Source organism: Collimonas antrihumi (assembly GCF_018304965.1).
GTDB lineage: Bacteria > Pseudomonadota > Gammaproteobacteria > Burkholderiales > Burkholderiaceae_D > Collimonas > Collimonas antrihumi.
In genome coordinates this window covers 1-25201 of sequence record NZ_JAGQED010000043.1, presented here as the reverse complement: position 1 = coordinate 25201, position 25201 = coordinate 1, and the positions used below count along the sequence as shown (strand labels likewise).

26 protein-coding genes and 1 pseudogene are annotated in these 25201 nt (G+C 56.6%); 16 read left to right on the top strand and 11 right to left on the bottom strand.

Annotated features, from left to right (window positions below; translation table 11 throughout):
* Positions 1 to 298 precede the first annotated feature (298 nt).
* The 9 genes and pseudogenes from KHU29_RS22585 to KHU29_RS21160 form a co-directional block, all read right to left on the bottom strand.
* Positions 299 to 466, bottom strand: a pseudogene (locus KHU29_RS22585) (LysR family transcriptional regulator); the annotation flags it as partial.
* Between the two features lie 32 nt (positions 467 to 498).
* Positions 499 to 3468: a Tn3 family transposase gene (locus KHU29_RS21195; RefSeq protein ID WP_211455317.1), complete on the bottom strand. Its 2970-nt coding sequence runs from the start codon at positions 3466 to 3468 to the stop codon at positions 499 to 501.
* A gap of 2 nt (positions 3469 to 3470) precedes the next feature.
* On the bottom strand, positions 3471 to 4031 hold the full coding sequence (locus KHU29_RS21190) for a recombinase family protein (protein WP_211455316.1): 561 nt from the start codon (positions 4029 to 4031) through the stop codon (positions 3471 to 3473).
* 153 nt (positions 4032 to 4184) lie between these two features.
* Positions 4185 to 4490, bottom strand: a complete 306-nt coding sequence (locus tag KHU29_RS21185) for a PadR family transcriptional regulator (RefSeq protein ID WP_211455315.1) — start codon at positions 4488 to 4490, stop codon at positions 4185 to 4187.
* A gap of 10 nt (positions 4491 to 4500) precedes the next feature.
* Positions 4501 to 5706 carry a chromate efflux transporter gene (gene chrA / locus KHU29_RS21180; protein ID WP_211455314.1) on the bottom strand — a complete coding sequence of 402 codons (1206 nt, stop codon included), beginning with the start codon at positions 5704 to 5706 and terminating at the stop codon, positions 4501 to 4503.
* A gap of 155 nt (positions 5707 to 5861) precedes the next feature.
* The gene (locus KHU29_RS21175) at positions 5862 to 6173 is read right to left on the bottom strand and encodes a helix-turn-helix domain-containing protein (RefSeq protein ID WP_343216088.1); all 312 of its coding nucleotides are present in this window, start codon (positions 6171 to 6173) and stop codon (positions 5862 to 5864) included.
* A gap of 644 nt (positions 6174 to 6817) precedes the next feature.
* Positions 6818 to 8611 (bottom strand): LVIVD repeat-containing protein, encoded by a 1794-nt coding sequence (locus KHU29_RS21170; RefSeq protein WP_211455313.1) that lies wholly within the window; start codon positions 8609 to 8611, stop codon positions 6818 to 6820.
* 474 nt (positions 8612 to 9085) lie between these two features.
* Positions 9086 to 10189 carry a porin gene (locus KHU29_RS21165; RefSeq protein WP_211455312.1) on the bottom strand — a complete coding sequence of 368 codons (1104 nt, stop codon included), beginning with the start codon at positions 10187 to 10189 and terminating at the stop codon, positions 9086 to 9088.
* A 317-nt stretch (positions 10190 to 10506) separates the two neighbouring features.
* Positions 10507 to 11151: a GntR family transcriptional regulator gene (locus tag KHU29_RS21160; protein WP_211455311.1), complete on the bottom strand. Its 645-nt coding sequence runs from the start codon at positions 11149 to 11151 to the stop codon at positions 10507 to 10509.
* A 236-nt stretch (positions 11152 to 11387) separates the two neighbouring features.
* Here KHU29_RS21160 and KHU29_RS21155 point away from each other — a divergent pair, with 236 nt between their 5' ends.
* Positions 11388 to 11858 carry a VOC family protein gene (locus KHU29_RS21155; protein ID WP_211455310.1) on the top strand — a complete coding sequence of 157 codons (471 nt, stop codon included), beginning with the start codon at positions 11388 to 11390 and terminating at the stop codon, positions 11856 to 11858.
* Positions 11859 to 11890: 32 nt separating this feature from the next.
* On the opposite strand, the gene KHU29_RS21150 is transcribed toward KHU29_RS21155, so the two are convergent.
* Entirely contained in the window at positions 11891 to 12844 is a 954-nt protein-coding gene (locus tag KHU29_RS21150; protein ID WP_211455309.1) for a 2-hydroxyacid dehydrogenase, read from the bottom strand.
* A 198-nt stretch (positions 12845 to 13042) separates the two neighbouring features.
* On the opposite strand from KHU29_RS21150, the gene KHU29_RS21145 reads away from it, so the two are divergent.
* The 12 genes from KHU29_RS21145 to KHU29_RS21090 all read left to right on the top strand — a co-directional run bounded on the left by KHU29_RS21145 (position 13043) and on the right by KHU29_RS21090 (position 22797).
* Positions 13043 to 13972 (top strand): fumarylacetoacetate hydrolase family protein, encoded by a 930-nt coding sequence (locus tag KHU29_RS21145; protein ID WP_211455308.1) that lies wholly within the window; start codon positions 13043 to 13045, stop codon positions 13970 to 13972.
* 82 nt (positions 13973 to 14054) lie between these two features.
* Entirely contained in the window at positions 14055 to 15053 is a 999-nt protein-coding gene (locus KHU29_RS21140) for an ABC transporter substrate-binding protein (protein ID WP_211455307.1), read from the top strand.
* Between the two features lie 30 nt (positions 15054 to 15083).
* Positions 15084 to 15629 carry a VOC family protein gene (locus KHU29_RS21135; RefSeq protein WP_211455306.1) on the top strand — a complete coding sequence of 182 codons (546 nt, stop codon included), beginning with the start codon at positions 15084 to 15086 and terminating at the stop codon, positions 15627 to 15629.
* Positions 15630 to 15640: 11 nt separating this feature from the next.
* A complete protein-coding gene (locus KHU29_RS21130) occupies positions 15641 to 16384 on the top strand; it encodes an ABC transporter permease (RefSeq protein ID WP_211455305.1) in 744 nt (247 codons plus the stop codon).
* Between the two features lie 92 nt (positions 16385 to 16476).
* Positions 16477 to 17259: an ABC transporter ATP-binding protein gene (locus KHU29_RS21125; RefSeq protein WP_425514503.1), complete on the top strand. Its 783-nt coding sequence runs from the start codon at positions 16477 to 16479 to the stop codon at positions 17257 to 17259.
* Positions 17259 to 18197, top strand: coding sequence for an alpha/beta hydrolase (locus KHU29_RS21120; protein WP_211455303.1), 939 nt, complete (start codon positions 17259 to 17261; stop codon positions 18195 to 18197). Before KHU29_RS21125 ends, KHU29_RS21120 begins: the two co-directional genes overlap by 1 nt.
* A 67-nt stretch (positions 18198 to 18264) precedes the next feature.
* Positions 18265 to 19176: a dihydrodipicolinate synthase family protein gene (locus tag KHU29_RS21115; RefSeq protein WP_211455302.1), complete on the top strand. Its 912-nt coding sequence runs from the start codon at positions 18265 to 18267 to the stop codon at positions 19174 to 19176.
* A gap of 11 nt (positions 19177 to 19187) precedes the next feature.
* Entirely contained in the window at positions 19188 to 19628 is a 441-nt protein-coding gene (locus tag KHU29_RS21110) for a RidA family protein (protein WP_211455301.1), read from the top strand.
* A gap of 20 nt (positions 19629 to 19648) precedes the next feature.
* Positions 19649 to 20254: a malonic semialdehyde reductase gene (locus KHU29_RS21105; RefSeq protein WP_211455300.1), complete on the top strand. Its 606-nt coding sequence runs from the start codon at positions 19649 to 19651 to the stop codon at positions 20252 to 20254.
* Between the two features lie 71 nt (positions 20255 to 20325).
* Complete coding sequence (locus KHU29_RS21100; RefSeq protein WP_211455299.1) at positions 20326 to 21120, top strand: sulfite exporter TauE/SafE family protein; 795 nt, start codon at positions 20326 to 20328, stop codon at positions 21118 to 21120.
* A 96-nt stretch (positions 21121 to 21216) separates the two neighbouring features.
* Entirely contained in the window at positions 21217 to 21639 is a 423-nt protein-coding gene (locus tag KHU29_RS21095; RefSeq protein ID WP_211455298.1) for a VOC family protein, read from the top strand.
* Positions 21640 to 21912: 273 nt separating this feature from the next.
* Positions 21913 to 22797 carry an amino acid ABC transporter substrate-binding protein gene (locus tag KHU29_RS21090; RefSeq protein ID WP_246542404.1) on the top strand — a complete coding sequence of 295 codons (885 nt, stop codon included), beginning with the start codon at positions 21913 to 21915 and terminating at the stop codon, positions 22795 to 22797.
* A gap of 76 nt (positions 22798 to 22873) precedes the next feature.
* On the opposite strand, the gene KHU29_RS22405 is transcribed toward KHU29_RS21090, so the two are convergent.
* Positions 22874 to 23008 carry a hypothetical protein gene (locus KHU29_RS22405; RefSeq protein ID WP_281416159.1) on the bottom strand — a complete coding sequence of 45 codons (135 nt, stop codon included), beginning with the start codon at positions 23006 to 23008 and terminating at the stop codon, positions 22874 to 22876.
* A gap of 113 nt (positions 23009 to 23121) precedes the next feature.
* On the opposite strand from KHU29_RS22405, the gene tnpA reads away from it, so the two are divergent.
* From tnpA to KHU29_RS21075, 3 genes are all read left to right on the top strand, one after another.
* Positions 23122 to 23418: an IS66 family insertion sequence element accessory protein TnpA gene (gene tnpA / locus KHU29_RS21085; protein WP_211455297.1), complete on the top strand. Its 297-nt coding sequence runs from the start codon at positions 23122 to 23124 to the stop codon at positions 23416 to 23418.
* Positions 23418 to 23666, top strand: a complete 249-nt coding sequence (gene tnpB, locus KHU29_RS21080) for an IS66 family insertion sequence element accessory protein TnpB (protein WP_246542406.1) — start codon at positions 23418 to 23420, stop codon at positions 23664 to 23666. The genes tnpA and tnpB overlap by 1 nt, the downstream gene beginning before the upstream one ends.
* Positions 23667 to 23851: 185 nt before the next feature.
* The coding region (locus KHU29_RS21075; RefSeq protein WP_425514502.1) for an IS66 family transposase at positions 23852 to 25201 on the top strand (1350 nt) is incomplete at its 3' end.

Below are 25201 nucleotides of genomic sequence, written 5' to 3'. Positions count from 1 at the left end.
GAAACCGATTCAAGCCGTCACGCTCAATCCAGAACGGGATTCAGTCGTCGCAGCTGAATTGGCCAACCTTTCTATAGATCGATTGGCTGCATAAGTCAGGCGACAACTATCTTGACACGCGCCGGTTCTGCCAGCTTGAACTTATGCAGCCGTCCTGATGCTGGGTACATTCATACCAGATAATTCTCAGAGGCTGCATTAGTAGAACTCAAGTTTCTCAAGCCACCCGCTGACAACATTTGCAAGTTCAGCAGGACGCTCTAAGGGAATCATGTGGCCGCAGTTTTCAATAACTGTCGGTTGGCCCTTCGCGCACGGTGATCAGGACGCCGGGCCGTTGCTGCTTGAGTTTGGTGATGGTTTGCGGCAGCAAGCGCGCCGATGCCGAGATCAGGGTGCCGACGATGACATGGCCGGTATCGCCGGAGCGGAAGGCATTCAGCTCATCGGTCAGGTAGCGTAGTTGGGGTCGCCTCAGAAAACGGAAAATAAAGCACGCTAAGCCGGTTGCAACGGTCGTAGCGGTCTGAACTTGCCCGCGCCGATCTTGGCGCTGCTGCGCCAGAGGTAATCGCCGGTCAGGTTGATGTGTTCCCAGCCGAGCGGCGACAGGTACTGCAACAGCGCATCATCGACGGCATGACCGTTGCCACGCAGCGCATGAGCTGCCCGCTCCAGGTAGACCGTGTTCCACAGCACGACAGCCGCTGTCACCAGGTTGAGGCCGCTGGCCCGGTAGCGCTGCTGCTCGAAGCTGCGGTCGCGGATTTCGCCAAGCCGGTTGAAAAACACGGCGCGGGCCAGCGCATTGCGCGCTTCGCCCTTATTGAGTCCGGCGTGGACACGGCGACGCAGTTCTACGCTTTGCAGCCAGTCGAGGATAAACAGCGTGCGCTCGATGCGGCCCAGCTCGCGCAGGGCCACGGCTAGGCCGTTTTGGCGCGGGTAGCTGCCGAGCTTCCTGAGCATCAGCGAGGCTGTCACCGTGCCCTGCTTGATTGAGGTGGCCAGCCGCAGGATTTCGTCCCAGTGGGCACGAATCGCCTTGATGTTCAGTTTGTCGCTGCTAATCATCGGTTTGAGCGCGTCGTAACTGGCTTCGCCCTTGGGGATGAACAGTTTGGTATCACCCAGGTCGCGGATGCGCGGTGCGAAGCGGAAGCCCAGCAGGTGCATCAGGCCGAAGACATGATCGGTGAAGCCCGCCGTGTCGGTGTAGTGCTCCTCGATACGCAGGTCGGACTCGTGGTACAGCAGACCGTCGAGTACGTAGGTCGAGTCGCGCACGCCGACATTGACCACCTTGGTGTGAAACGGCGCGTACTGGTCGGAGATATGGGTGTAGAAAGTTCGCCCAGGGCTGCTGCCATATTTCGGGTTGATGTGGCCAGTACTTTCGGCCTTGCTCCCGGTTCGGAAGTTCTGGCCGTCCGACGATGACGTGGTGCCGTCGCCCCAGTGTTCGGCGAAGGGATGCCGGAATTGGGCGTTCACCAATTCAGCCAGTGCTGTCGAATAGGTTTCGTCGCGGGTATGCCAGGCTTGCAACCAGGCGAGCTTGGCGTAGGTCGTGCCGGGGCAGGACTCGGCCATCTTGGTCAGGCCCAGGTTGATCGCGTCGGCCAGGATGGTGGTTAGCAGCAGATTTTTATCCTTGGCCAGGTCGCCCGATTTCAGGTGTGTGAAATGGCGGGTGAAGTCCGTCCACTCATCGACTTCGAGCAGCAGTTCGGTGATCTTGACGTGTGGCAGGATCATGGCTGTCTGGTCGATCAGTGCCTGCGCGGTGTCGGGTACCGCCGCATCCAGCGGCGTGATCTTCAGGCCCGACTCTGTGATGATCGCATCCGGCAGGTCGTTCGCCGCTGCCATGCGGTTGACCGTGGCAAGTTGCGCCTCCAGCAGCGTTAGCCGGTCGTGTAGGTACTGGTCGCAGTCGGTGGCCACGGCCAGCGGCAATTCGCTGGACTGCTTGAGGCTGGCGAACTTCGCGGGCGGCACCAGGTAGTCCTCGAAGTCCTTGAACTGGCGTGATCCCTGCACCCAGATGTCGCCCGAGCGCAGCGAGTTCTTGAGTTCCGACAGTGCGCACAGCTCGTAGTAGCGCCGGTCGATGCCGGCGTCGGTCATCACCAACTTCTGCCAGCGCGGCTTGATGAAATCGGTCGGGGCATCAGCGGGCACCTTGCGGGCGTTGTCGGTGTTCATGCCGCGCAGCACCTCGATGGCATCGAGCACGTCCTTGGCGGCGGGCGCTGCCCGCAGCTTGAGCACATCCAAAAATTCCGGCGCGTAGCGGCGCAAGGTGGCGTAGCTCTCACCGATACGGTGCAGAAAATCGAAGTCATCGGGCTGCGCGAGCTTTTGCGCCTCGATGACGCTTTCGGCGAATGCGTCCCAGGACATGACGGCCTCGATGGCGGCGAACGGGTCGCGGCCCGATTGCTTGGCGTCGATCAGCGCCTGGCCGATGCGGCCGTACAGGCGCACCTTGGCGTTGATGGCTTTACCGGAGGCCTGGAACTGCAGCTGATGCTTGTTTTTGGCGGCGTTGAACAGCTTCCCGAGGATGCGGTCGTGCAGGTCGATGATTTCGTCGGTGACGGTGGCCGTGCCTTCGATAGCCAGCGCCACCAGGGTGGCGTAGCGCCGTTGCGGCTCGAACTTAGCCAGGTCGGCAGGCGTCATCTGGCCGCCCTCGCGGGCGATCTTGAGCAACCGATTCTGGTGAACCAGCCGCTCGATGCCGGGCGGCAGGTCGAGCGCCTGCCAGGCTTTGAGACGCTCGATGTGTTCGAGCATGTGCCGAGAATTGGGCTTAGCGGGCGACTGCCGCAGCCAGGCCAGCCAAGTCGTCTTGCTGTTGTCGCGGCGTTTTAGAAGATCGTCGAGGCCATGCCGGTGCCCGTTCGACAACGGCTCGGACACGGCTTCGTAGATTCGCCGGTTGGCGCGGGTGATCGCCTCGGAGCTGGCGCGCTCGATGGCATTGAGCGCGGGCAGAATGATGGACTGTCGCCGCAGATGTTCGATCAAGGCATCGGCCAGCACGATGCCCTTGTCGGTCTGCATGGCTAGCTCGGTCAGCGTATGCACAGCCTGCCGGTAGTGGCTCATCGTGAAGGGCTGGAAGCCGAACGCGGTTTGCAGCTCGACCAGGTGCTCACGCCGGGTCTGCTCTCGCTGCCCATACTCGTCCCAGCTTTCGATGCCGACCTTGAGTTGGTTGGCGACCAGTTTCAGTAAGGGCGGAAACGGCGGCTGATCGACGCCAAGGATGATGCCGGGAAAGCGCAGGTAGCAAAGCTGCACGGCGAAGCCCAGCCGGTTGGCAGGCCCGCGCCGCTGCCGGATGATGGCAAGGTCAGTATCGCTGAACGTGTAATGTCGAATCAAGTCGTCCTTGGTGTCCGGCAACGCCAGCAGGCTTTCCCGCTCGGCAGCGGACAGTATGGAACGACGAGGCATAGCTATTGATCCAATCTCAAGTATTGATACAGGGTCTCCCGGCTGACACCGAATTCACGTGCCAGCTTCGCTTTCTGTTCGCCGGCTGCGGCACGCTGCCGCAGTTCGGCGACCTGTTCGGGCGACAGTGCTTTCTTACGGCCCTGGTAGGCTCCGCGCTGCTTGGCGAGCGCGATGCCTTCCCGCTGCCGCTCGCGGATCAAGGCCCGCTCGAATTCGGCGAACGCTCCCATCACCGACAGCATCAGGTTCGCCATCGGCGAATCCTCGCCGGTGAAGGTCAGACTCTCCTTGACGAACTCGATGCGCACGCCGCGTTTGGTCAGCTTTTGCACAAGGCGGCGCAAATCATCGAGGTTGCGCGCCAGCCGATCCATGCTGTGAACCACCACGGTGTCGCCTTCGCGCACGAAGGCCAGCAGCGAATCGAGTTCAGGCCGCTGGGTGTCCTTGCCCGATGCCTTGTCGGTGAATACCCTGCCGACTTCGACATGCTCCAGTTGCCGTTCCGGGTTCTGGTCGAAGCTGCTGACCCGGACATAGCCGATGCGTTGACTCTGCATGATGCCTCCAAACACGAAAGTGTCAGGAAGAAATCTATGACCTTTCGCTGCAGGTGTCAAGAAATACAAAAATTAGCTCTATTCTGACGCTTCGATGTGACCTGTCCTGACATCAGGATAGGGTATAGCTCAAGCTGACATCGAAACAAAAAGTCAACCTCCTTCGATCAACTCGCCGAACAGTTCCTTAACCTTTGTACGGGCCTCGACCAGCGCAACCTGGCCTTGCTCAGTAATTTCATAGATGCGCCGTTCCCGCCGTCCGGTGCGTTCGTGGTGCGACCTCAGATAACCTTTTTTTTCCAACCCATGCAGCATCGGGTACACCGTACCGGCACTCAGCTCGTAGCCGTGGCGTCGCAGTTCTTCGATGATTCCCAGACCGAAGACGGGTTCCTCGGCTGCATGGTGAAGGATGTGCAGGCGGATCAAACCGCCGTAGAGGTCTTTGTCAGTCATTTTTCGTGCCTCACAGCGCGACACTCAACAGCCACCCAGCTGCACCGCTACCGACGACAACCAGCCACGGCGGGAGCTTCCAGAACATCAGTGCGACAAGGGCGACCAATCCCAAGCCGAAGTCTTGCGGCTGAAAGATGGCGCTAGTCCATACAGGGTGATAGAGCGCGGCCAGCAGCAAGCCGACTACAGCGGCATTGATACCCGCCAGCGCGGCTTGGGTGCCCGTATTACGGCGCAGACGCTCCCAAAATGGCATTGCCCCGACGACCAGCAAGAACGAGGGCGCGAAGATAGCCAGCAGGCACACAATGCCGCCGATCCAGCCCGACGGGGCGGTGTTCATCGAGGCACCAAGGAACGCGGCGAACGTGAACAAGGGGCCGGGCACCGCTTGAGCTGCACCGTACCCGGCTAGGAAGGATTCATTGCTGACCCAGCCGGAGGGCACCACTTCGGCTTGCAGTAATGGCAGCACAACGTGACCGCCGCCGAACACCAGTGACCCGACACGATAGAAGGAATCCACCATTGCCATGGTTTGACTTGGCATTAGTTTGGCCAACACCGGCAGACCAATTAGCAAGACAAAGAACAGTGAGAGCCAGAGCACGCCCGCCCGATGACTGACCGTGACAGGTAGTGGGTCGTGTTCAATAATTTGCGCTGGCTTGAACAATAACCGACCTGAGATGCCTGCGATAGCAATCACGCCGACCTGCCCCCATGCGGACGGCACAAGTAAGACGACACAAGTAGCAATTGCCATGATGGTGACTCGCAGCCCATCCGTGCATAGGTTGCGCGCCATGCCCCATACCGCTTGAGCGACCACGGCAACAGCCACCACTTTTAAGCCATGCAACGCGCCCTGCGAGACGTAATCGCCATAGCTGGAGATGCCGAGCGCAAAAAGGATCAAGGCTATGGCAGACGGCAGCGTGAAGCCAGCCCAAGCAGCCAGCGCCCCGCTGTATCCAGCCCGAGACAGTCCTAATGCTATGCCGACCTGGCTGCTTGCTGGCCCTGGCAGGAATTGACAAAGCGCAACCAAGTCCGCATAGCTCCGTTCAGAGAGCCAGCGCCGCCGTGTAACGAATTCGGCGCGGAAGTAGCCCAAGTGCGCGATAGGGCCGCCGAAGGAAGTCAGTCCAAGGCGCAGAAAAATAAGAAAGACCGACCATGGTCTGCTGTCATCGGAGGGGGTATTGATCATGCGTTCGCCTTCTTGATTTGCAACAGAATGATCCATAATAATCGAATTTCGTTATCGAAATTCGATTATTATGTCAGAAAAGTGGCCTCGGCGCGCACCATGCAGCTCGTTCCAGCTGTAGCTTCAATAGGAGCACGGTTACGGCTTAGCGTGCTTTATTTTCCGATTTCTGAGGCGACCCCTAGTTCGGCGATCACGGTCTTGACGCGCGCGCCTAGCAGGCTGCCGTAACAAGTCGGCACCACGCCGCGATTGGTGCGTTCGAACAGCGGCACATCAAGATCTGCTTCGAGTTCCTGGATCGCCTTGGTGACGGCCGGTTGTGTCAGGTTCAGTTCACGCGCGGCGCGGGCGATGGAAGACGACTCCAGCACACGTTCAAAAATCAGCAGCGGCTTCAGTTTCAAGCGGCGCATCATGGCGTCGACCAACGGCACGTTCGCGCGCCTTTCCGGTATATCCGACAAATTCATCTCCTGTCTGAAGCATTGAAATGCTTCGGCGACTTTATTTTAATGTGATTAATAACAGGCTGTTATCGCATGAATCATGCGTAACTGAAGCCATGCAATATTGCGCCAAGTGTACTGCGCTAACTTCGCGGCGTGCAAAAAAGTCTGACGTGCTTGCGCAAAGCAGACTTTTTTGTTTTCGATTGAGGTGGATTTCAACCGAAACGGTCGAGGCTGATGCCGATATTGATCAGCCGCCACATCGCATCATGTCGAAGAACTCGGCGTTATTCTTGGTCGACTTCCTCTTGTCGAGGATGTTCTTTGATCATTTTGACGGCGCCAAGCTTAAAGCTGGGGTCGAAATTGCGGCGTTGCCTTCTCATGCAAATCTCCTCGGATGGCGGAGTGTCCACCTATCGAGGTGTCCGGGCAAATTAGACCACTACAGGATAAGCGGGTACGCCACTCTCATGCAGTTGCGCTTCGCTTCGTTCGCTGTGATCAACTTACGGTGGGACTTGCACTCACAATAGTGCGCCCATGCCGGGTGCACAATGAAAATCCCTACGCAACGATGGCCGCTACGTAGGGATCGGGTGGATAGTTCTAACGCTCTAAAAAAAGGAGGGAGCACTCAGACGGGATCGACGGACGCCTTAACGCAGCGGCCAAGGTTTGGCGGGCGCGCCCATGACCGGCTTGCCCAGCAGGGGAGATGCCAAGGCGTAAGCGCCGTTTTCCGTAAAGGCCCACATGATGTTGCGGTCGTACTCGGTGTACATCGCAAGCACGCCCTTGCCGAGGGTGTAACTCGGCAGCTCCGTCTCGTCTGCCAGTGCCGGCACGAAATAGCCGGCAATGGTCGGCTTCTCCGGATTCTTGAAGTCGAAGATCTGCACGCCGGCGTTATAGAACGAATACGGAATGATGCCCTGACGCCAGCCGCCGGGTTGGCCGATTGCGTTCGAACGCTTCGGACCGAAGTTGCCGCCGCGCTGGCAGAAGCTCGTGTACGGTGCGCCCTCCGGTGGCGTGGGCTTCGGCAGCTTGGTTGCCACCTTCATGTGCGACGGATCGCGCGCATCAACGACAAAAATGTCCTTGTACGGCTCATAGCAATCGCGGTTCATCGGGTAGCCGCTGGTCAGGACAAAGCCGGTGCGCGCGTACTGGCTGACGTCGGCGTTGTCGTATTCGGTGCCGGCGTAGCTGGGCGGCGTATTGACGTTACCCATCACCTTCGGATGCTTCGGGTCGGACAGATCGAAGGACCAGAGGCCAAGGCCACCCATCGCACCGAAGCCGATCTTGCCGCCGTTTTCCAACGGCTTCGGCAAGAAGATCGGAATACGCGAGCCCATCCACGAGGTGCGGTTGCCGGCGCGCGGGTTCTGCAGATAGGCCTGTTCGTGGGCCGCGTTGCCGAGAATCTGCCCCGGTACCGAAATCTGGGAAACAAAGGTCGGATTCGCCGGATCGGACATGTCCCAAACCTGATAGCCCGGCGAATACAAATAGTTCGGATATTCCGTCAAGCCGTAGGTGTCGTCCGGCGCGGCCGACAGGATCATGTACTTGCCGCCGTAGTATTCCGGCGCATCCAGCGATCCGGAACCCTGCTGCTGCCCGATCGGTGCATCGGGATGCTTATAGTCGGTGGTACGGGTCGCCAGCAGTCGCCACTGGCTGGGCAGCGGACCATCCATCACGAAGACCTTGAACCCTTTGAGCGAATTGTAGTGACGTTGCGCCGCAACCTTGTCCGGCTGCTCGATCTTCTCGGTCATCAGGCCATAGCGACCAATTTCGAACGAGGCGACGATTACCGGCTTGCCCAGTTTCTTGCTCCAGGCAATGGTGGCGCCCCCGAGATAGTCGTGGACGTTGTTAGGATCGAATTTTTCACTCGATCCTTTCGGCCCCCAAACGCCCCCTTTGGAAAAGACGATCTTGCCGTGGGCAGGATCGGTCACGTCCATGATCCGCAAATAATCGCGGTCGTGAATGTACAGGTAACGATGCCCGTCGAAGTCGGCGATATTGTTCCAGGCATGGAACGGCGAGCCGACGCCCGGATAGAAGGCCAGCACCTCCACATTCTTGGTAAAGGTGGTCTTATCCCAGTTCTTCATCTCGCCGGGGAAGCGTTGCCCGTTATGCACTTCCGGCGTCGCTTTCGGCCAGACAAAGTGACCGGTCGTCGTATCCATCCCGTAGTCGATACCCGGGACGAGAGGCGCAGGCCGGCGTTCAGGCGTCAAGCGCAGCCAGGCGGCAAGATGCGGGTCCTGAACATCGGGCGCGCGTGGCGTCGCTTGAACGGCGGATGCGGCCGCATCCTTGGCCAATGCGGCCTGCGCCGGGGCCACATTGGCGCACCCCGTCATCAAGATAGCCGATAACGCCGAACCTGTCGCCAGGACTGATCTGAGATTTCGATTCCGAAGCATGGTTTCCTCTATTGATATATGCGGTGACAGGGATAGCAAGATCAGGTTGCAACTTGCCTATTCACATACACAATTGTTGCAGTGTATTGAAGTATTCAATTTTATTGAAATGTTAAGCCGTTTTATAATGAAAAATTGGCTATCAGGTATTCTTATTGGACATACCTGCATACATTTGCGCGGCACGTACAAATGATCTGTGCTTGCGTAAGAACGGCGTTTCCGTGGCCGTGAGAACGCATGCGCTGAAGAAGGCGCCGTTTTCGCAGAAGGCCTTGCTGCTGAATTCCGGAGTACAGGATTGGCGACGCGATTGGTGCGATGTTTTGGACCTGAAGGATCTCATGAGCAGGTCTTTCGACCCGCTTTGGCCGCTCACGGACGAACCTGTGACCCGAGCCTATCTCGTAAGAGCTGGGCTTTTTTAGTTTGTTTTCCTGATATTTGTTTTCCATCTCTAAAAAAAGGGGGGGCTCAGAATTTATGCGTAATACCAACTCCGAAGCCGGAAGGACTTTGGCCTTGCGCCAGGCCCGGAATCGCATTTGCGGGCAAGTTGTAGCTGGCGTTTTTTTCGTTGCTGATCTTGGTGTAGGCACCCCATAGTTCTGTCCGTTTCGAAAGGTAGTAGCCGTAGCCGAGGGATACCTGATGCGCGCCGGATTCTGTCCCTGGCTTGCCAATGCCACCGATGCCGCTGATCGCATTTCCTTTTGACCTGCCTGCCTTGACGATAGACGCGCGCAGCTGGCCTTGGCCGATGTTGTGGGTTACCGCCAGTTGCCATGCGTCGCGGCTTAAGGTGGTTTGCGCCGTGGGTTCGTAGCGCAACCGTTCCCAGGCGAACCTGAGCCGGGTGGCGCCAATCGAATAGGCCGCACCAATCTTGTCGCCAGTATCTGTGGTGCCGGGGCCGAAATACTGGCTGTGCTGTTCATGGCCATAGGCCAGATACAGCGGACCGTTTTCATAGGTCATCAGTGCCGCCCAGAGTCCTGGGTTGGTAGTTGCTGTCCGTTCCTCCTTGGCGCTATAGGCGATGCGGGCGGAAAAACCCTTCATCAACGGCGTTGAGTATTGCAGCAGATTATTTTGACGGCGGTCAAACGACGCCGGCGCCGTGTTGTTGCCGCCAACGGCAAAACCATTTCCCATGATCGAGTTGGAAGAGAAGATACCTGCCGTAAAAGGGTCGATTGCATATACCGAGACAAAGCGATACGGCGATTCCCAATGGCCGGCAAAAATTTCACCAAACGGGCCGCGCAGGCCCACGGCGTCATTGCGGTCCGCGAAGGAGCCGCCGCCGGTATCCACCAGCACATTCGATTCAATCTGAAAGAAGGCTTGCAGGCCGCCGCCCAGATCCTCGACACCTTTGAATCCCAGCACCGACAAATCGTTCGATAAGCGATTGATTCTGGCAATGCCTCCTTTGGCCCCCCCGGCCTGGACGCTTTCAGCATCTACCTTTAGAAAGCCGTAGATGGTGACATTGCCGGGCAGCGTTTGTGCTGTCGCCGACGCTGCGCCGACGCCGAATATCAACGCGCTCAGGGCTCTTGATGCATATTTCATTTTGTCTCCTCCGTTGTAACTTCATACGTTTTATTTTTTTAAATAGTAATTTATATGAGTTTATAAGTATACGTATAAATAATTGTGAATTTATTTGGGCGGGGAAATGGCACAAACTCGATCCCTGCTGACGGACTTTGGACAGCAGGAAAATAGAGGGGCCGGCACTGCCGACGCCACGAAAACTGGCGGGCACTGCGGTTTGCGTTGCGAGAGGGGGCGCTGGCGTAAACGTGGGATGAGCCGAGAACAGCGCCCGACCGTGGAATCCGGCCAGGCGCTATTCAGGTGGGCTTTGTGGCGGGGTTAAAGCAAATTCAGGTCTGATTTTCTTTAATCAGGTCCAGCACGTGGATACTCAGGCGCGTGGTGTGATTGCGCATTGCAAGGTAGGATTTCTCCGGGTCTGACGCCAGGATGGCGGCGATGATCTCATCGTGCTCGTCATGCGATACCGTCAATCGCCGGTCCACGCCGGTTTGCGCGGCGCGAAACATGGACAACCGGTCACGCAGGTTCTCTATGGTGTCGGCCAGGCTCTTGTTATGCGCACCGGCACAGATCAGGTGATGGAATTTCTTGTTAAGCAGTAAATAACCTTCGTCATCGCCATTGGCGACACATTCCTGGCTTTGCACATGGATCAGCTCGAGCTGCTTTTTCTGGACAGCGCTCATGCGTTCGGCGGAAATCCGGCAGCACAGCGCTTCCAGCTCGCACATCGCTTCCAGCATATCGGCCAATTCGTCGACGCCGATACTGGTGACGATGCCGCCTTTACGTGGCCGCAATTCGATCAGGTCGCGTGCAGCCAGTTCGCGCAACGCCTGACGGATTGGCGTGCGCGACACCTTGAAGCGTTCGGCCAGCGCGATTTCTTCGAGGCTCTGTCCAGGAGCGAGCATGCCGCTGATGATTTCATCACTGAGTGTGCGATAGATTTTTAGCGAAATGGTTTCCATCAGTCTTGCCTCTTGCCCTGTGTAATTGTTGGTATGGTAAAAATGCTCTGTATGCCTGATACCGCTGGTATTTTACATCGGGAGTGTTATACATGAAATCACAATACAGGACTTCTTAAATAAATCTTTAAGAATTTTAATGAATTCTTATAAAATTTAACGTATACATATAATTGTCGATTCAGTAGAATCATTCTTCGTCACTATCTTTTAACCTGTCCGAGGAGTGCTTCATCATGAGTAACAAATTGCGCCACATTGCCATTTCCGTCTCAGATCCATGGAAAACCGCCGCGTTTTATCAGGAAGCGTTCGGCTTTATCAAGGTTGGCGAGACCGACTCGTCACTCGCGCGTGGCGTGTATCTGAGCGATGGCATCATGTCGCTGGCCTTGCTCAATTACAAGACCGATGAAGCCGCTGGTGAGCGAGGCAAGGACTTCGTCGGTCTCCATCACATTGGTGTGTGGGTGGATGACATTGTCGCTGCACGGAAAGATGTCGAGAAAGCCGGCGGTCAGTACTACATGGGTGAAGTCCCGGTCAAAGGGAATATTTTTTACGAAGTCAAATACAAGGACCTGGATGGCGTCATTTGCGACCTGACCGATCACGGCTGGGGCGGCGCTTCCAAGAATGGCGCAGCCAGCGATGAAGGTCCGGCTTTCCGCCACCCGGACCTCAAAGCTGATCGCAGCGGCATTTGATGTAGCGATTTGCTTGCTACCGCTGCCTGGCATCAGCTTGCTGTAGCGGGCAGGGCATGTTGCAGCGGCTGCCCGCAAAAGTAGTTGTGCAGATTGGCCATCAGCATATTATGTTGCGCCAATTGCGCTTCAGGTGAGCGTCCGGAGATATGCGGTGTCAGGATCAGATTGTCCAGGCGCCGTAGTTGCTCCGGCACGATTGGTTCGTCTTCAAGTACATCTAGAGCGGCGCCGGCAATGACGCCTTTTTGCAACGCATCGATCAACGCCGAGGTATCGACTACGCTGCCGCGCGCGATATTGATCAGAAATCCCTGACTCCCCAGCTTACTCAACACATCCTGATTCACCAGGTGCCGGGTAGCCGCACCGCCTGGACAGGCCAATATCAGATAGTCGCTTTGCTCTGCCAGTTCTGTCAGCGTGGCGTGGTAGCGATAGGGCAGGCCTGCACGGACTTGCCGGGTGTGATAGCCAATATCCATATCGAATGCAACCGCCCGTCGGGCGATCTGCTCGCCGATGTTTCCTAACCCGAGCAAGCCAAGCCGCTTGCCGTTGATGGCAGGACGTTCACCGCGAATGTTCTGCCACTGGCCGGCTTTGACGCCCCGATCCAACACGGCCAGGCCACGCGATATGCCCAGCATCAGCGCCAGCGCATGATCGGCGACGGTGGCGTTATTGACACCCGGCGCATGCGTGACGCTGATGCCGTGTGCCTTGGCGGCAATGACGTCGATATTCTCATAGCCGGCGCCATAGGAGCAGACCAGGCCGAGGGCGGGCAGACGCATCATTTGTGCAGCGCTCAGGCCGGTGGAGCCATTGGTTAACACCGCGCGAATTTGTGCCGGCGAGGTGCAGTCGCGCAATGCCTGGTCAGGATCGCCGGGCAGATATTGCACCGCATAGCCGGCAGCGAGCTGCGCCACGAATTTGTCGGCGACGGGAATAAGGATCAAGAGAGCGGGTTTTGAGGACATGGTTTGATGGTGCCTGCAAAGAAAAGTGAAGAACAAAAAACGCGATAGAAAATTTTTGCACATTTGCCTTGCAATGTATACATATAAGATTTAATGTACACATATTGTTTTTTTAAAGAACATGAAGCAAATCAATAAGCAAATCAATAAGCAAATCAATAAACAATTCAATAAACAGCGCAATGAGAGGAGACAATTTTGGCTTGGTACGCAATCGCAACCTATGAGAATGGCGCAGACCAGCGTCCGGCACTCGTCTTGGGAGACGAGCTTTACGATCTGGCACAACTGGTCGCTGCAAGCGGGGCCGGTATCGGCGTTGCGGCCAATGTGGATGACGCGATCCGCGATTGGGACCGCAATGCCGGCAGCCTGAAAACCCTGGCCGAACTGGCGCCGTCATTGATCGCACAGGGAAGCGTTAGTGCTTTGCCTGAGAACAGCTACCGGCTATGCCTGCCTTTTGTGCCGGGGCGGATTTTCGCCACCGCCTCCAACTATTACGAGCACGCCGCGGAAATGGGCACCGAACTGGCGCCCCGTTCCGAGAGTTCGCCATACTGCTTCATGAAGGCAGAAACAAGTGTCACTGCGACCGGTACCGACGTGGTCATGCCGAAGGGCACGGAGAAGCTGGACTGGGAAGTCGAGCTTGGCGTTGTGATCGGGCGCAGATGCAAAGATGTCTCGGTGGAGGATGCCTACAACTATATAGCCGGCTATACCGTATTCAACGACATTAGCGCGCGCGATCTGAATCGGCGCAGCGATTATCCGTTCAAGCACGACTGGTTCCGGGGCAAGAGCTTTGACACTTTCGGTCCAATGGGGCCTTGGGTTGTACCGCGCGAGTGTATCCTGCATCCGCAGCGGCTGCGGATGCAGTTGTCGGTGAACGGCGAAATGATGCAAAACGATACAGCTGAAGGGATGATCTTCAATATTGCCGAACAGATAGCTTACCTCTCAGGAATTCTGACCCTGTTGCCGGGCGATCTGCTGGCTACCGGCACTCCCACCGGTGTCGGTATGGGACGCGGCATATATCTGAAGCCAGGAGATCAGATGACGGCGACGATCGAGCATATCGGCAGTATTCATAATCGCGTCGTTTCATCCGAGAAATAAAGAATAATACGTAGAGAATAATACGAGCAAAAACATGCTTATAAAAAATAGAAGGATGTAGCAATAACTGGAGGAGACAGGCATGGACAGCATAGGAATAGTCAAAAAAATACTAGCGTCAATTGCACTAACGGCAGTATGCAGCACACCCGCTTTGGCGCTGGACAAGGTCAAGTTCAACCTGGCATGGCTGCCGCAAGGCAGTACCGGCGGCATTCTGGTGGCGATTGCCAAAGGTTTTTATGCGGAAGCCGGAATGGAGGTAACCGCCATGCGCGGTTATGGTGGCCAGCGCACGGTCAATGAGATTGATCAGGGGCTGTTCGACTTTGGTTACGGTGATCCGATCAGCATCATGCTGAATCGTTCGCAGGGCGGTAAAACCATCATGGTCGGCACCATCAATACACGCTGGCCGGCAGAACTGTGCTATATCGACAAGCCAGGTCGCAAGATTCAGAAACTGGCCGACATGAAAGGAATGGTGCTGGGTGGGGGGGCGGCGTCGCCGCTGCAGAACATTGTTCCGGCGTGGCTGCAGGCAAATAAACTGCCGGCGGACTACATCAAGGTATTGCGTCTCGATCCATCTGTCATTAATACCTCGTTTCTGGAAGGCCGGATCGATCTGGCGGAGTGCTGGGAAGGGGCCAACAAGCCGGTCCTTGAATCTCTCCTGAAGCAGGACGGCAAGAAGCTGGGGGCGTTCCCCTATCGCGATGCAAACCTGAATCTGTACGGTAACGGCATTGTCACCACCGAAAAATTGATTGCTACCAATCCAGACCTGGTGAAACGTTTTGTCAGGGCGACTTATCGCGGCTTTGAGTATCAACGCAGCAATCCGAAAGAAGCAGCGGAAGCGATCGGCGCGCAGCAACGGCTGCTCGACAAGAATATTTTGCAACAGCAAATCAGCGAAACCAACCTGATCATCGAGGATCCGGACGCCAGCAATAAAAAGCTGGGCTGGATGCGCGCAGATCGCATGCAATCCACCGTTGATTTCGTCAGGAAGGCATTCCAGCTGGATAGCGCAATCAAGCCTGCGGATATCTACACCAACCAATTTGTTGAATAAGCCGTTTGAATTTCGATCAGGAGATTTGTCATGGAAAAGTTAAGGCCAAAACGTTTGGGACATCTGGTGCTGGCTGTGCGCGATATCCATGCTTCGGTGAAGTTCTATACCGAAATAATGGGTTTGCAGGTATCCGACTGGATTAGCGATCAGATGGTATTCCTGCGCGCCGGCAGTGATCATCACGATCTGGCGTTGTCGCAGATACCCAAGGATTCCCCGGATATCAACGATCTGCCACGCTACAACCGACCAGGAATGGAGCATTTCTCGTATCTTGTTGAAGACCGGGCGGAAATGGAAAGAACTGCCGAAGTTCTGAAGCAGCACGGCGTCGAAATCGTGCGCGGCATCGGTAAGCACGGCCCCGGTGAGAATTTGTTTCTGGTATTCAAAGACCCTGACGGCAACAACGTCGAGGTGTATTGCGAAATGACCCAGATCACGCCGGAGTCGGATTACCAGCCCAAAATATGGGAGCGAAATATCGAGTCATTCGATCAGTACCGCTTCAAGCACTTTGTGGTGCCGCCGCCGCAAGCGATGATCGATGCCAAAACCAACAAGAAGAACTGAGCGGAGCAGACATGAGGCGTTGGATAGAGACAATAATTTTCTGGGGTGTGCTGGCGTTGATCTGGGAATATGGCGTGGCGGCGCTGGGTATTCGCCGCTATCTGCTGCCACCGCTGAGCGCCGTAGTACTCGCCGGCTGGAATGCGCGCGAGATGGTGCTCAGCGATGCCTGGGTGACCTTGGTCGAGGTGTTGGTCGGGTTTTTTTCTGCAGTCATCGGTGGCGTCCTGCTTGGCGTGGCGATTCACTTTAGCGCTTTCACCAAGCGCACTTTGTATCCGTTCATCACGGCCTTGCAGAGCATGCCAAAGATTGCGCTGGCGCCGTTGATGATCGTCTGGTTTGGCTATGGCTTTGCGTCCAAGGTAGCTGCAACTTTCATGTTCGCATTTTTTCCCGTCGTCATCGCCACGCTTGGCGGCCTGTCAGGGGTTGCCGCCAATCTGGATGAACACTTCCGGGCGCTCGGGGCATCCCGCTGGGACACCTTCTGGCGCTTGCACGTGCCGGCCGCCTTGCCGAGTTTCATTGACGGCATAAAGATCTCGATGCCGTTGGCCGTCATCGGTGCGATTGTCGGCGAATTTATCGGCGCCGAAAGCGGCCTTGGACATTTGATGACACTGGCTACCGCGAATGCAAAAACAGATTTGATGTTCGCGGCGATTCTGGTGATTACCGTGTTGGCTACCTTTTTGTACTGGATGGTGGAAGTCGCCTCGCGTCTGGTCTGGTGGCGTGGAAAGGTGGTGTGATCGTGGGACAAATCATGAATCTGAAGAAAATGGAATCTACATCCGGATTGACCGCAGTAATGGCTGCAGAAACAGCAGCAGCGACAACCTCCATGCACCATCCACTAAATGCGCCAGCGAAGGATGCGATTGTCGTCAACAATCTGCTGAAACGATTTCCGGGCAAGCATTCGGTGAACGCGCTGGAGGAAATTTCCCTGGCGATCAAGGAGCGTGAGTTTGTCTCCATCCTCGGCCCCAGTGGCTGCGGGAAAAGTACGTTGTTGCGTATCGTGGCCGGCCTGGTACCGTACAACAGCGGCGAATTGCTGGTGAACGGGCTGCCGGTAACGGCGCCGAGAGCTGAAATCGGCGTCGTGTTCCAGACCAGTAACATGCTGCCCTGGCTGACAGTGGAAAAGAACATCGCGTTGGGCGCGCGGTTGCGCAAGCTGCCGGAGGCGCAGATGGCGCCGAAGATACGCGATCTGATCAAGATGCTTGGTTTGTCCGGTTTCGAGAACAACCATCCGCACGAGCTGTCGGGCGGCATGCGGCAACGGGCGTCGATTGGCCAGATCCTGGCACTTGATCCGACCATCCTGTTGATGGATGAACCGTTCGGCGCGCTGGATGCGCTTACCCGCGACTTGCTGAATGTTGAATTGCTGCGCATCTGGCAGGAACGCATGCAGACAGTATTGCTGGTGACGCACAGTATTCAGGAGGCAGTTTTCCTGTCAGACCGCGTGCTGGTAATGTCAGCGCGTCCGGGGCGTATCACGCACGACATCAAGATCGATTTGCCGCGCCCGCGCCTGCCGGAGAACATCAAGGGCAATCCGCGCTACGGTCAATACATCGCCGAGATCAGCAAGATCATGGGGGTCTATTGATGGCAGAGAATCTGTTCGCCGGCCTGTCCCCCGCGGCACGGCAGGCCCTGCTGGATATGGGGCCGCTCTGGAGCAGCGATATCAGCCGTTACCGCAAGGCGGTGCTGGATATCTATACGCCGGTGCTGGCTGCCCGTCGCAACGACGGTGTTGCCGTGTTTCGGGATCAGCCTTACGGGATCCATCCACGGCAACGACTGGATGTGTTTCAACCCGCGCTGAAACCTGGTCAGGCGGATGGCGTGCCAGTGGTGATGTTCGTGCATGGCGGCGCGTTCGTGCGCGGCGACATGAATTCGAACCAGGAGATTTACGGCAACGTATTGCAATACTTTGCCAATAACGGAATGCTAGGTATCAATGTCGAATACCGGCTGGCGCCGGAAGCGTCATTTCCCGGAGGATCGCAAGACATTGCCGCCGCAGTCGACTGGGTCAGGGCGCATGCCGCGCAATACGGCGGCAATCCTGATCACATCATCCTGATCGGTCATTCTGCAGGCGGCGCACATGCTGCCAGCTATGTCGCTGACCCGCGCGTTCGTCCGGTGCAGGGGCCAGCCATTTCAGGATTGGTATTGATCAGCGCCAGGTTGCGCGCCGACATGTTGCCGGATAACCCGAATGCCGCCGGCGTCAAGGCGTATTGGGGTGCCGATGCGGCGGTCCACGAAAAGGTGTCGCCGCTCAACCATGCAGAAAATGTCGACGTCCCCTTGATGATCGCCATCGCCGAGTATGAGAATCCGTATCTCGATGTCTACGCCGCCGAGTTCTTCGCGCGGGTTAGCCGGGTAAAAGGATACGCGCCCAGATTTGTGCAGTTGATGAAGCATAACCACACTTCTATCGTCGCGCATTTCAATACCGGTGAGGCCGTTCTCGGACGGCAGATACGGGATTTTATCGCCACTACCAGCGCTATCGCAGGGCGCTAGTTCGCTAAGTCACTAATCCATCTTTACGACTTAACTTTAAAGTCAATTAAATACGAGGAATAAGAAAATGACAAATGCATTGTCAGGGGTTTTTGCGCCCGTAATTACGCCATTCAAGGCTGATCTGAGTCCAGATTTATCGTTATTTGTAAAACACGCCGGCTGGTTGATGGAGCAGGGCGCAGGGTTGGCGATTTTTGGCACCAACAGTGAAGCCAATTCCTTGTCGCTTGGCGAAAAAATCCAGTTGTTGGACAAACTTCTGGAACATGGACTGGATCCCGCCCGGATGTTGCCGGGAACCGGCGCCTGCGCGCTGCCGGATACCGTGGCGCTGACCCGCCATGCTGTCAACAGCGGCTGCGCCGGGGTATTGATGCTGCCGCCATTTTTCTACAAGAACGTCAGCGATGATGGCCTGTTTGCATACTACGCCGAGGTCATCGAGCGCGTCGCGTCGCCGGATTTGCGTCTGTATCTGTACCATATCCCCGCATTCAGCGGAGTACCGATCCGCCTGCCGTTAATTGAGCGTCTGATCAAGCATTTCCCCGAAATAGTGGTGGGAATCAAGGACAGTTCCGGTGACTGGGACAATCTTGAATTTATGCTCAAGGCCTTTCCTGGTTTTACCATCTTTCCTGCGTCCGAATCACTGTTGTCGCGCGCATTGCCGTTAGGTGCAGCCGGTTGTATTTCTGCGACCGCGAACATTCAGCCGGCCGCGATCGGTCGCTTGTTGGCCAGCTGGAGAACACCGCAGGCAGCAGCGCTGCAGGCTCAGGTCGATGCAGTACGCCAGGTATTTCAAAAATATCCGATGATTGCCGCGCTCAAGTTTGCCACCGCGCACTATGCAGACAACCAGACATGGGACACGGTACGGCCGCCGCTGACGCCATTGGTTGCGCAACAAAAGAGCCAGTTGCTGGCAGAGCTGGATGCGATCGGCTTTACGATGACCGGGCTGTGCGATTGAGGGGGAGGGTGATGATCTCGCAGAAAATAACAAATAACCAGACGACGAATAATCAGGCCAAGCCGTTGGGCAAATATCCGTATGTCAAACGTGCCGGCGATTACCTGTTTCTTTCCGGGATGAGTGCCCGACTGGCGGATGGTTCGATCGCCGGCTCAGGTGCAGGCCCTGATGGGGGCCATGACATACAGCTGCAAACGCGCATCGTGATTGAGAAAATCCGCGACGCATTGCAGGGTGCGGGTGCCGACCTGAGTGCTTGTGTTGCCATCACCAGCTACCTTGTCAACATGCAGGATTTCGACGGGTACAACGCAGTGTATGGCCAATATTTCGACTACCAGGGCCCGACCAGGACTACGGTCGCAGTGCATCAGTTGCCGCATCCTGACATGGTGGTGGAGCTGACTGCGATCGCCTATCACCCGCTCGCTGCTCCCGGCCAAGGTTGATCATTTCTTATCATAAAAATATGCAAAATAATCCACACGAGAATTCCCACGAGAAGATGCTCGATTTGCTGTTTCGTCAGGCTCGCAGCCAGAATGGCTGGCTGCCACAGCCGGTGGAAGATGCCCAGCTTCTACGCATCTACGAACTGATGAAGATGGGGCCGACCAGTGCCAACTGCTCGCCGCTGCGCATTGTGTTTTTGCGTACCAGCGAGGCCAGGCAACGCCTGCAACCAGCGCTGAATCCCGGCAATCTTGAAAAAGCAATGAGTGCGCCGGTGGTAGCGGTACTTGGCTATGACACGCGCTTTTACGACCTGTTGCCCCAGCTTTTTCCCCATAACCCGGTGATGCGCGAGATGTTTGCCGGCAAACCGGAGTTGGCTGAAACCACCGCTTTCCGTAACAGCAGTTTGCAAGGCGCGTATTTTATGCTGGCTGCACGTAGCCTGGGGCTGGATTGCGGACCGATGTCCGGCTTCGACGCGGACAGGTTGAACCAGGAGTTTTTTCCTGACGGCCTCGTCAAGGTCAATTTCCTGTGCAATCTCGGCTATGGCGATGTGGCCAAACTATTCCCGCGCAGCCCGCGACTGGCCTTCGATCAGGTCTGCCAGCTGCTTTAGTCGCATGTTCTGCTGCTTTGAGGTATTGGGGGGAGGCAGGTTGACACATTATTCATGGATAACTATTTAATATGATCGAATTTTTTTCTTATATAGCGCTTGGCGCAGGCACTGGAATTCTTGCCGGTTTGCTCGGTATCGGAGGCGGGATCGTGATAGTTCCGGCGCTGATCTTTCTGTTTTCGATGCAAGGAATGGCGCCGGATTACGTGCAACACCTGGCACTAGGGACATCGATGGCGTCGATCTTGTTTACGTCGTTGTCGAGCTTGCGCTCGCATCACGCGCACGGCGCCGTCGACTGGGCGATCGTGAAGAGGATCACACCCGGCATTTTGATCGGCACGTTGTTGGGGGCCTGGCTGGCGTCAAAACTATCGAGTGAAATACTAAAGATGATTTTCATCGGGTTTGTGTATTTCGTTGCGGCGCAAATGCTGTTCAATATCAAGCCAAAGCCTAGCCGTGCGTTGCCGCAATCTTCAGGCATGCTGATGTCCGGTGGCGTCATTGGTGTTTTTTCCAGCTTTGTCGGCATTGGCGGTGGTACGTTGCTCGTGCCGTTCATGACCAATTGTAATGTCCCGCTGCGTAGGGTGATCGGGACGTCTGCCGCCATTGGATTTCCGATTGCGCTGGCGGGATCGATCGGCTTTATCGCGAGTGGTTTCGGCAACGCCGCCTTGCCGCGCCTGAGCATTGGCTTTATTTATTTGCCGGCGTTGCTGGGGATTGCACTGGTGAGTATGATGACCGCACCTATAGGCGCCAGGCTGGCACATGCGCTGCCGGTCAGCAGACTGAAAAAAATGTTCGCGCTATTGCTGATCGCCGTGGGAACAAAAATGCTTCTTTCCTTGTTGTAAGCGGCCTGCCGGATTCCTGATGTGGCGTTTGCCATCATGCTGTTGCAGCATCTGGGATCTTATTACCTGAACCTGTAATCGTAACGGAGAACCACCATGCAATCTATGCACCCCTTTCATTTGGCCTTTTTTGTCCGCGATCTGGATGAAACAAGAGAGTTTTACGGCAAGCTGCTAGGCTTCTCAGAAGGTCGCAGCACCGATCATTGGGTTGATTTCGACTGTATGGGACACCAGCTTTCGATGCATCTGAAAGCCGATTTGAAGGTCGCTAAAGACGGCGGACTGGTCGACGGCGACAGTGTCCCGATACCGCATTTCGGGATTATTCTCGACCAGGTTTCATGGAACGCATTGGCAAAACGCCTGGAGAACGCGGCAATCTCGTTCGTGGTCGAACCGCACACGCGTTTCCAGGGCGAGCCAGGAGAACAGTCGACGATGTTTTTTCTTGACCCGTCTGGCAATGCACTTGAATTCAAAGGCTTTGGATCCATGAATCAGGTGTTTGCAAAGTAACGGCAAACCTGCCGGGGCTTCAGCGCCGGCGATGCGTTCCTCGCTTTGCTTGGCGGACTGCCGATTTTTTTCGAGTTCGGTCGCAAAATCAACGCAGCATGCGTCGAGCCGACTCTGGCAGCTCGGCTCTGGCATCTTGAAGCTGACTGCCTATCGCAGAATTGGTCGAATTGAGTGACGTGATATCGTCGGGAAATTTGCTCCTTAACTTATTTCCCGGTCGCCCGCCATCACATCGGCGGTGGCCGGCAGCGACTCATTGGAGTTTTCGTTATGCGTGGTGTGATCAAGCACGGTTTGACTTTGTTTTGTATCCTGGCGCCGGTGGCCGCAAGCGCGGGCGACACTCTCGGCAAGATTCGCGATAGCCAGACCATGACGTTTGCCTATCGGGAAACAGCGCCCTTTTCCTTCACCAATAACAACAAGCAGATCGTCGGTTATTCAATTGACATGTGTCTGAAAATCGCCGGAGCGGTCAGGCGCGAACTGAAGTTGCCGAATCTGAAAATACAGTATCTGCCGGTCGATTCGAATACCCGCTTTTCCAGCATCATCGACGGCAAGGCCGACGTAGAATGCGGCTCAACCACGAATAACGCCGAACGCCGGACCCGCGTCGGCTTTACCGTGCCGTATTTCTTTTCCAGCGTACGCATGATCGTCAAGAGCGGCGGCGGCATCAAGAACTGGTCGGATTTGCGCAGCAAGACCATCGCGATCACCAAGAGCACCACCACCATAGACCTGGTCAACGATCGCAGTAACGTGCGTTCACTCAATATCAAGGTGCTGGAAGCCAAGGATGATACCGAATCGTTTGCCTTCGTCGAGCAAGGCAGGGCAGATGCCTATGCGATGGACGACGTGCTGCTATACAGCTTGCGCTCAACCGCCAAGAATCCTGCAGCCTATACGATCCTCGGTGATCCCTTGTCGATCGAACCGTATTCGCTGATGTTTCGCAAAGACGATCCGGCGTTCAAGAAATTGGTGGATCGCGAGATGGTGCGTCTGATCAGCGATGGTGAAATGCAAAAGATCTATAGCTACTGGTTCACCCAGCCGAATGGTCCGAAAGGCAGCAATATGAACATGCCGATGGGGTATCTGCTGCGCGATTCCTTGCAATATCCATCGGACAAGACTGCGCAATAAAAGCTTGCAACAAGTGCACAGAAGTGCGGCCCTGGTGCTGAACGATGCTGTCATCAGCATCAGGCCTCGCGTGCAATTATTGCTTAGGCGCCGGCGGCGTTGGCTGATTCATCAGTTTGATCATCAGTTTTTCGAAGGCCGGTACGTTGACTTCGCGCACCACCGTTGTCGGGCTGGCGATCAGCCGGGTGGCGCGTAGGCGGCAGGCCAAGACGGGGCAATCGTGCTTTTGGTGCGGATTGATAGTAAGCGCTCTTTCCTACCCACCTTCCGTTGCTGAATCGATCGGCCGAGAATCGGACTTTTTCGAAGAGGAGAAGTCGGATGGAGAAGGCGCAAGAGCGTAGCGCGGTATGGCGTGAGCGGCTGCTGGCACAGCAGGTATCGGGATTGAACATTGGCGTCTGGTGCAAACAGGAAGGCGTATCGGTATGGAGTTTTTATGCCTGGCGCAAACGGTTGGCGCTACCCACACCAACCGCACCGCTGATCGCCGTGCCGCTAGCCGGCATGTCGCAGGAGTCGGTGCTGGAATTGCAGACGCCCGGCGGCTATGTGCTGCGGCTGTCGAATGCCGAACACGTTAACTGGCTGCCGTCGATCCTGGCAGCGGTGTGTTGATGTGGAGCGCACCGCAAGGCAGCGTGTATCTGGCGCCCGGGCTCACTGACATGCGCAAGTCGATCAACTCGCTCGCGCTGCTGGCGGCGGAGACGCTGGGCGTCGAGCCGGTGGGACCGCACTGGTTTGTCTTTTGCGGGCGCGACAGAGATAAATTAAAAATTCTGCAATGGGATACCAACGGCTTCTGGCTACACTACCGGCGCTTGGAACAGGGTCGTTTCCGCCTGGCCCAAGGATGGTCATGACCAGGCGGCCCTGCAGGTGACGGCACGCCAGCTGCGCTGGCTGCTCGATGGATTGCAATGGCAGAGCGCGGTGGCGCACCAACCGTTGGCGCCACGCCACATCCGGTAAGAAATTCTCAAAAGACGTAAACCCATTTCGGCAATGCATGCGCTACAGTAACGCCATGCATTTGCCCGACGACCTCCTGCAAACCCTTCCTGCCGAACTGCGCGACACCATCCGTGCGCTGCAGACGCGGGCTGCGCGCGATGCCGAGCACATTGCGCAACTGCAGCAGCGCATCGACCTTCTGGAAGAACAATTCCGGCTGGCGCAACTGAAACGGTTTGCGCCGTCGAGCGAGAAGTACGGTGCGCAAGGCTGCCTGTTCAACGAAGCCGAGTTGGCGGCGCACGCGTCGCCCGACACAGGCGGCGAACAGGACACGAACGACCAGGCGGACGAGACAGCGGCGCCGGGTAAAAAGCGCGGCCGCAGGAAGCTGCCGGCGCACTTGACACGCGTGCGCGTCGAGCATGACCTGGCCGATGCCGACAAGACCTGTTCCTGCTGCCATGGCGCACTGCACCGCATCGGCGAAGATGTCACCGAGCAATTGCATATCGTGCCGGCCAAGGTCCAGGTATTGCAGCATGTGCGCTTCAAATACGGCTGCCGCCATTGCGAGCAGCACGCGACTTCCTGCAAGATCGTCACCAGCCCGATGCCGGTGCAGCCGATCCCCGGCAGTATCGCCAGCGTCAGCACGGTGGCGACCGTCCTGACCGCCAAATACGCCGATGGCATTCCACTGTATCGGATGGAGGCGGTGCTCTCGCGCAGCGACATCGAGATCGGCCGTGCCACGATGGCGCACTGGGTGATCCGGTCAAGCGATCTGCTCTCACGCCTGTTCGATGCCTTGCGGCTGATGTTGCGTAGCCAGGACATGATCCATGGCGATGAAACGCCGGTGCAGGTATTGAATGGCGCCATCATGACCGACGGCTATGCCGCCTGGCGCATGCTGGAAGGGATCACGCACCTCGGCTGTATGGCGCATGCAAGACGGCGGTTTGATGAAGCCCTCAAGGCGCAGAAGCAGCCGACCGGGCGCGCCAAACAGGCGCTTGAATTCATCGGCAAGCTGTACCAGATCGAAAAAAAGGCGCGCGGCAAACCGCCCGAGGGAGAAGCACTTGCGCAGTACACGTATCGGCTGCGGCAGGAGCACAGCCGTCCGGTGCTGGACGCCTTTTACGCCTGGCTCGTCAAGAACCAGGCGGAGGTGCTGCCGAAATCGCTGATCGGCAAGGCGATCGGCTATGCGCTGAGCCAGTGGAAGTATTTGATCCGCTACGTCGATGACGGCCGCGCACCTGTCGACAACAACCTCATTGAGCGCGACATCCGGCCGTTTACGACTGGAAGGAATTATCCTCGGTTCGGAATTATGTACGCCTTGCAGTTTCGATTCCCTATGTTTGCCTGCCGGGCGCTCGCGTCTGCGGCACTCACTACCGGTCGAACTTTACATAAAAATCGTGGTTTCCTG

Coding starts and splice junctions, on each gene's coding strand:
- KHU29_RS21195 (WP_211455317.1), bottom strand. CDS start 3,468: ATGCCTCGTCGTTCCATACTGTCCGCTGCCGAGCGGGAAAGCCTGCTG.
- KHU29_RS21190 (WP_211455316.1), bottom strand. CDS start 4,031: ATGCAGAGTCAACGCATCGGCTATGTCCGGGTCAGCAGCTTCGACCAG.
- KHU29_RS21185 (WP_211455315.1), bottom strand. CDS start 4,490: ATGACTGACAAAGACCTCTACGGCGGTTTGATCCGCCTGCACATCCTT.
- chrA (WP_211455314.1), bottom strand. CDS start 5,706: ATGATCAATACCCCCTCCGATGACAGCAGACCATGGTCGGTCTTTCTT.
- KHU29_RS21170 (WP_211455313.1), bottom strand. CDS start 8,611: ATGCTTCGGAATCGAAATCTCAGATCAGTCCTGGCGACAGGTTCGGCG.
- KHU29_RS21165 (WP_211455312.1), bottom strand. CDS start 10,189: ATGAAATATGCATCAAGAGCCCTGAGCGCGTTGATATTCGGCGTCGGC.
- KHU29_RS21160 (WP_211455311.1), bottom strand. CDS start 11,151: ATGGAAACCATTTCGCTAAAAATCTATCGCACACTCAGTGATGAAATC.
- KHU29_RS21155 (WP_211455310.1), top strand. CDS start 11,388: ATGAGTAACAAATTGCGCCACATTGCCATTTCCGTCTCAGATCCATGG.
- KHU29_RS21150 (WP_211455309.1), bottom strand. CDS start 12,844: ATGTCCTCAAAACCCGCTCTCTTGATCCTTATTCCCGTCGCCGACAAA.
- KHU29_RS21140 (WP_211455307.1), top strand. CDS start 14,055: ATGGACAGCATAGGAATAGTCAAAAAAATACTAGCGTCAATTGCACTA.
- KHU29_RS21135 (WP_211455306.1), top strand. CDS start 15,084: ATGGAAAAGTTAAGGCCAAAACGTTTGGGACATCTGGTGCTGGCTGTG.
- KHU29_RS21130 (WP_211455305.1), top strand. CDS start 15,641: ATGAGGCGTTGGATAGAGACAATAATTTTCTGGGGTGTGCTGGCGTTG.
- KHU29_RS21125 (WP_425514503.1), top strand. CDS start 16,477: ATGCACCATCCACTAAATGCGCCAGCGAAGGATGCGATTGTCGTCAAC.
- KHU29_RS21120 (WP_211455303.1), top strand. CDS start 17,259: ATGGCAGAGAATCTGTTCGCCGGCCTGTCCCCCGCGGCACGGCAGGCC.
- KHU29_RS21115 (WP_211455302.1), top strand. CDS start 18,265: ATGACAAATGCATTGTCAGGGGTTTTTGCGCCCGTAATTACGCCATTC.
- KHU29_RS21110 (WP_211455301.1), top strand. CDS start 19,188: ATGATCTCGCAGAAAATAACAAATAACCAGACGACGAATAATCAGGCC.
- KHU29_RS21105 (WP_211455300.1), top strand. CDS start 19,649: ATGCAAAATAATCCACACGAGAATTCCCACGAGAAGATGCTCGATTTG.
- KHU29_RS21100 (WP_211455299.1), top strand. CDS start 20,326: ATGATCGAATTTTTTTCTTATATAGCGCTTGGCGCAGGCACTGGAATT.
- KHU29_RS21095 (WP_211455298.1), top strand. CDS start 21,217: ATGCAATCTATGCACCCCTTTCATTTGGCCTTTTTTGTCCGCGATCTG.
- KHU29_RS21090 (WP_246542404.1), top strand. CDS start 21,913: ATGCGTGGTGTGATCAAGCACGGTTTGACTTTGTTTTGTATCCTGGCG.
- tnpA (WP_211455297.1), top strand. CDS start 23,122: ATGGAGAAGGCGCAAGAGCGTAGCGCGGTATGGCGTGAGCGGCTGCTG.
- tnpB (WP_246542406.1), top strand. CDS start 23,418: ATGTGGAGCGCACCGCAAGGCAGCGTGTATCTGGCGCCCGGGCTCACT.